Annotated in this window: 3 protein-coding genes and 2 pseudogenes; 3 read left to right on the top strand and 2 right to left on the bottom strand. The window is 41.8% G+C overall.

The features are described from left to right. Positions 1 to 106: 106 nt before the first annotated feature. On the bottom strand, positions 107 to 331 hold the full coding sequence (locus NWP22_RS05380; RefSeq protein WP_271734158.1) for a hypothetical protein: 225 nt from the start codon (positions 329 to 331) through the stop codon (positions 107 to 109). A 987-nt stretch (positions 332 to 1318) separates the two neighbouring features. Between NWP22_RS05380 and NWP22_RS05375 the strand changes: the two genes are divergently transcribed. The 3 genes and pseudogenes from NWP22_RS05375 to NWP22_RS05365 all read left to right on the top strand — a co-directional run. Continuing rightward, positions 1319 to 2428: a sodium-dependent bicarbonate transport family permease gene (locus NWP22_RS05375; protein ID WP_271734156.1), complete on the top strand. Its 1110-nt coding sequence runs from the start codon at positions 1319 to 1321 to the stop codon at positions 2426 to 2428. A 97-nt stretch (positions 2429 to 2525) separates the two neighbouring features. Further along, on the top strand, positions 2526 to 2858 hold the full coding sequence (locus NWP22_RS05370) for a P-II family nitrogen regulator (RefSeq protein WP_271734155.1): 333 nt from the start codon (positions 2526 to 2528) through the stop codon (positions 2856 to 2858). A 226-nt stretch (positions 2859 to 3084) separates the two neighbouring features. Beyond that, positions 3085 to 3438, top strand: a pseudogene (locus NWP22_RS05365) (SulP family inorganic anion transporter); the annotation flags it as partial. Positions 3439 to 4282: 844 nt separating this feature from the next. Here the strand turns inward: NWP22_RS05365 and NWP22_RS05360 are convergent. Continuing rightward, a pseudogene (locus tag NWP22_RS05360) lies at positions 4283 to 4423 on the bottom strand (photosystem II q(b) protein); the annotation flags it as partial.

The raw sequence follows: 4423 nt of genomic DNA, 5'->3' as shown, positions 1-4423 counted from the left end.
TTTGTTTTCTGTCTATGACACTACTTTACAATTGTTTACAAATGTTTGGCAAGGGGTATTTTTTTAATAAAAATTATGCTTGATGTAAGTTTTACTTATCATTAGCTCAATTCTGGAGGAGTTTCTCAAAGAGGCGATCGCTTGGTGGGGAATTAAAAGCCAAGTTAATAGGTAGAGCCTGGCGCATTAAGCGTAATGACCTAGATAGGTATATTGACAAACTTTTTTGAATCTCGCCAAATAGGGACAAGTAGAAACTCGCCAATAGCATAGAGTCAGTAAAACAGTGGCGGGGTTTGACGATATTCTCTAGCGAGTGGGTGGTAGCCATATATAGAAACCGCCTGTAATGACTTTTACTCGTTTCCATTAATTCCACTTCCGGTGAGGGAAGCGGTCTTCCTGAATTAATGCTACAGGAGTTTAAGCCTCTACTCTCCTTGGCGCAAGTCAGGGTGAGCAAGTTTTGATTGTGAATGTAGAATCTCCCTGGGTTTAGCACTAAGACTGTCAATACCTCATAGATAAATAATGGTTTTCATAGAAAGAAATTATAAATTGACTAATACAGCCAATTTTCGGGATAGATATAAGGTTTTGCTTATATGAGCTATATAATATTTTTTTAATAATTCCTGTCTTTGGATTAATTTTTTCCATCTAAAGGCGGTATGCTATTTGTAATCAAACAGTTGCTCCCCAGTTGCAACTGCAAAAATAAAACTGGGTAGATAGTTCTGTATGATTGTGTTTCAAGGTAACTAGGATTTATCCTGAACTAGAACCTTAATTCACAATTAATGTAAATTATCCAACATAATCACAAATCAGCAATATATTTTATAATTGCTGTTTTTTGTACTTAGAAAACAGTTAAGCACTGCTTGAGGAGCATTGACAAATGTATTTTGAGAAAAATGTTTTAATCACACTAAAATGCTAAGAGCCAATCTTTAGCTCAAGATTAATATATTCATCTGACCAACATAAATCTGCAAAAGCTGTTAATCAATGAGATTTATTTGTAATTTTAACAGCTCCAAGTTTTCGGCTTGTATCAGCAAAAAGCCAATACCAAATATTTTCGCATACAAATAAGCTGGGTATCTAAATTTTGAATTGGTACCCAAGATTATTAATGCCAAATTAACATGGTTGCATTATTGTTGGCCAAGTAAATTTATTGACAGATGAAGACAGGTATTGTGCTTAGATTTAATGGGTGAAGTGCCTCACTCCTACCTTACGTAACTCTTTAAAGTTCATTTAGTTCATCCACAAAAATGCTCCTCGTTAGAGGAGTTACAAGGAGGTATTCATGGATTTTTTGTCCTTATTTTTCACTGACTTTATTAAGCAGTTGCAGTCCCCAACACTCGCCTTTTTGATTGGTGGGATGATCATTGCCGCCCTTGGTAGCGAATTGGTAATTCCAGACGCGGTTTGTTCGATCATCGTCTTCATGCTGCTGACCAAAATCGGTCTGACTGGTGGAATTGCGATCCGCAACTCCAATCTGACGGAAGTATTGTTACCGGCATTGTTTTCTGTAATCACAGGGATTGTGATTGTATTCATCGCCCGCTTTACATTGGCCAAGCTGCCTAAGGTCAAAACAGTAGATGCGATCGCTACTGGTGGGTTGTTTGGTGCGGTGAGTGGCTCTACTATGGCTGCTGCCCTGACACTACTGGAAGAACAAAAAATCCCATTTGAAGCATGGGCTGGCGCACTCTATCCCTTCATGGACATCCCGGCGCTAGTAACTGCGATTGTGATAGCCAATATTTACATCAACAAGAAGAAGCGTAAAGAAGCATCCGACTCTGCCATGCAGGAGTCTTTCAGCAAACAGCCCGTTGCGGCTGGTGATTATCCCAGCACTCGGCAAGAGTATCTCAGCCAACAGAAAAATCCCGGTGATAATAAAGTCAAAATATGGCCAATCATCGAGGAAAGCCTCCGGGGTCCTGCCTTATCAGCAATGTTGTTAGGTCTCGCTCTTGGCCTGTTCGCCAGACCAGAAAGCGTCTATAAAAGCTTCTATGATCCTGCTTTTCGTGGCTTGCTCTCCATCTTGATGCTGGTAATGGGTATGGAGGCTTGGTCAAGGGTTGGCGAACTGCGTAAGGTAGCTCAATGGTACGTTGTGTATAGTGCGATTGCACCATTTATACATGGTTTAATCGCCTTCGGTTTAGGTATGATTGCCCACTACGCAACAGGATTTAGCATGGGCGGTGTCGTCGTCCTGGCTATTATCGCTGCCTCTAGTTCAGACATCTCAGGTCCTCCTACATTGCGAGCCGGTATTCCTTCCGCTAATCCATCAGCTTATATAGGCGCGTCCACAGCAGTCGGTACGCCAATTGCGATCGGCTTTTGTATCCCTTTCTTTATCGGTCTTGCCCAAGCAATAGGTGGCTAATCCCAGAAGGGTCTTTGTCTGTTGGCGCTCCCTTGACCCGGCAGACTAAGCAACTCAGTATATAATATCAATTTACGTAAGTAAGGAGGTAAGCAATATGTCCAAGCGTGCCAACAAGCTCGTCATCGTCACGGAAAAGGTTCTGATGAAAAAGGTCGCCAAGATCATTGAAGAATGCGGAGCGACTGGTTATACAGTGGTGGATACTGGTGGTAAAGGTAGTCGCAACGTCCGCTCTACAGGTAAACCCAACACTGCTGACACTGATTCTAATGTGAAGTTCGAGGTACTCACCGAAACACGGGAGATGGCGGAGAATATCGCAGATAAGGTCGCAATTACATTTTTTACCGATTATGCGGGCATGATCTATATCTGTGAAGCAGAGGTACTGTACGGAAGACATTTCTGTGGACCAGACGGCTGTTGAGTCGAAATGAAACGACGCAGACCTAAAAGGCCGGGGCATGACCCCGGTTTTTTGATGGACGTTACTCAAAACGTTTAAGAACTATAGAGATTCTTGTTTATTCCAAAAATGTTAAATTAATTTTGCTCACGTACTTAGTATCATCAGTCTTGACAATGAGACGAGAAGGCTAAACAAGTTTTAAAATACCCAGAAATACAGAAAAAGTTGTAACTTTTGCCCAAAAATGACTGTAGTTATTACCGGTATTATCAGTTCTTTCACAGCAAAAGACCCAGAAAACGGTTTGGCTATGGCTTTTACCGTAGTCATGTTAGCAGGGTTATTTCAAATCATCTTTGGTGTTTTCAAGTTAGGGAGATATATCACCCTCATGCCCTACAGTGTAATTTCTGGCTTTATGTCAGGAATTGGGGTGATTTTAATTATTTTGCAAACAGCACCTTTCCTGGGACAGCCAACTCCTAAAGGTGGAGTTTTAGGAATAGTCAAAAACCTACCTGATCTCTTAGCGAATATCAACCCCATTGCTTTGATTTTGGGTGTGATGACGGTAGCAATTATTTATTTAACGCCGTCATGGGTGTAACAGCTGTTTCCATTAATTCCACTTCCGGTGAGGGAAGCGGTCTATGTATACATAAACAATTAGATTTCAAGGAAAAAACTGTTTCCATTAATTCCACTTCCGGTGAGGGAAGCGGTCGAACTACGCCATGAGCGAGAGAGGTAGCGGCAGATAGTTTCCATTAATTCCACTTCCGGTGAGGGAAGCGGTCTTCTGCCACTTCTCAGTGGTATGAAAAGAGGCAGTTTGTTTCCATTAATTCCACTTCCGGTGAGGGAAGCGGTCCCCTCCATTTTAAACACAGTCCCAGTAAGAAGTCTAGAGGCACTTTCCGATAGCGATAGCGTGGCGTTAGCCAGGTTCAATAAACTTAACGGCTGAAATGGACTTTAGCATACTAACAAAACTCCTGAAACCTTTACCCAGCAAGCGACCGAGGTTAATCGGCACTCGCTAGATTGAGGATGTCAATACATGAGAATCACTATTTCAGCTATTTTGATTGAACTTCCGTAATAGTTGACTGGTGCATTACAACAGGATTTAGGCGAAGCGCTGCTGTAAGCCATATACCCCAACCCTTTGTAAGGTGAGGGGTCAATACTACTCTAAAATTTTTATATTCTCAAAAATCTATCTAAAGATAGATGACAAGATTACCTAAATAGTATTACCGAGATTGACTAAACAGTCAAGGTCGGTCTAATCGCGCTTTAGCTGAAACTCACTTTAGTCGCGGTTTTGCTTACTCTCTTGGTAAACAGTTACATTACCAAAACCAAAAGCGCCCATCCGGTAGGAAGGGCGCTTTGATCAAGCAGAGACAGTATTATTTAAGTTTCTTAACCTGAATCTCTTAGCCGTTGATTGCAGGAGCAGTCAAAGCAACAGGAGCAACTTCACCAGCAGCCAAGTCTAAGGGGAAGTTGTGAGCGTTACGCTCGTGCATTACTTCCATACCCAGGTTAGCGCGGTTGATCACATCAGCCCAGGTAGC

Origin of the sequence: Anabaenopsis tanganyikae CS-531 (assembly GCF_029891675.1) — a bacterium.
Lineage (GTDB): Bacteria > Cyanobacteriota > Cyanobacteriia > Cyanobacteriales > Nostocaceae > Anabaenopsis > Anabaenopsis arnoldii.
Note: the sequence above shows the minus strand (reverse complement) of the source record. Positions and strands in the feature narration are given on the sequence as shown.

Excerpts from the sequence above, each read along its gene's own strand:
- NWP22_RS05380 (WP_271734158.1), bottom strand. The coding sequence starts at position 331 with ATGGCTACCACCCACTCGCTAGAGAATATCGTCAAACCCCGCCACTGT.
- NWP22_RS05375 (WP_271734156.1), top strand. The coding sequence starts at position 1,319 with ATGGATTTTTTGTCCTTATTTTTCACTGACTTTATTAAGCAGTTGCAG.
- NWP22_RS05370 (WP_271734155.1), top strand. The coding sequence starts at position 2,526 with ATGTCCAAGCGTGCCAACAAGCTCGTCATCGTCACGGAAAAGGTTCTG.